The 1,196-nt window shown below is 33.1% G+C and carries 1 protein-coding gene; it reads left to right on the top strand.

Annotation, left to right across the window (positions count from 1 at the left end; genetic code table 11):
* Positions 1-159 precede the first annotated feature (159 nt).
* Positions 160-852 (top strand): CPBP family intramembrane glutamic endopeptidase, encoded by a 693-nt coding sequence (locus LJE09_RS17195; RefSeq protein ID WP_008707459.1) that lies wholly within the window; start codon positions 160-162, stop codon positions 850-852.
* Positions 853-1,196 lie beyond the last annotated feature (344 nt).

Genomic DNA, 1,196 nt, shown 5'->3' on the forward strand with positions numbered 1-1,196 from the left:
AATAAAACTGCGCCACAGCCTTGGCAAGCCATCGCGCAGCGATTTTGTTCAATCGTAATTTGTAGGAGTAGGCTAAAAACCTTTATAAAGAATGGTTTATACCGAAAGAGAATTTTTCTACAGAAATGAACGAATTGACTGGGAGGCTTTGAAATAAAAATGTCAGATAAAGATAAAAAAACATTAGCTTTGCCAGCGAGAATTATTATTATATTTCTCATATGTACAGCAGATATTTTAGTAGCCGCTTATTTTATTTATACATGGAAACAAAATGGTACAGTCGTTGTAGTCAGAAATGCATCTGATAATATTTTTGGTATTTTTCGCCAGAGTCTGGTTGTTTCTATGGTTGCAATCATAGTGATTTTAATTTTTTTCATGATATTAAGAAAAAAATTCATATCAGAAATGTACCTAAAAATATCAGGAAAAAAGCAGAAGACAACGGTGCTTATCCTGACAGCGATTCTTGGGGCAGTAACCGTTTTCTGTTTGATTACAAAAGCAGATAAAATAACAATATTGTATAATTTGCTGTATTATACGGTATTTATTGCAATGGAAGAGGAACTTTTGGTAAGGGGTATATGTGTGTATTTGTTAAAAGATGAAAATAATTATATCCGTTATCTTGTACCAAATATTTTGTTTGCTGCCATGCATCTGTTCTCCTATACAAACTGGGGAAAAATCACACTGGTTTATGTATTTTCATTTATTACGTCACAAATGCTAGGACTGATATTAACTGGATGTATTTTCCAGTATCTGAAAGAAAAATCAGGCACAATTTGGATTCCAGTGCTGGTTCATGCGATTCTGGATTATATGGTTGTGCTGGGGTATTGAATATGCACTATATAGAGAAAGTCTGAAGGAATCTTGAAAATTGGACAGCAGTTATTGTACAATACGGACTTATAGGAAAAAGATACGTTAAATACCAGGGAGATAAGAAATATAGAACGTTGCAAGAACAGAGCATAAAAAGCTGTACGCCTTGATGTTCTGGGTGCTTGTAAGTCAGCAGAACGCCTTTATATAAGCTGCGGTTTTTGATTTGTAGAAGTCAAAGAAATGTATTACGAAGATACTGGATAGACAGAGTACAGGATGTTTGAATTGAACTTATAAATTCCAGTTGATATTTCACATATTTTAGGAAATTTAATAACTGTTATATTTGATTATCA

This window comes from Blautia sp. DFI.3.45, assembly GCF_020593505.1.
Taxonomy (GTDB): domain Bacteria; phylum Bacillota; class Clostridia; order Lachnospirales; family Lachnospiraceae; genus Blautia_A; species Blautia_A wexlerae.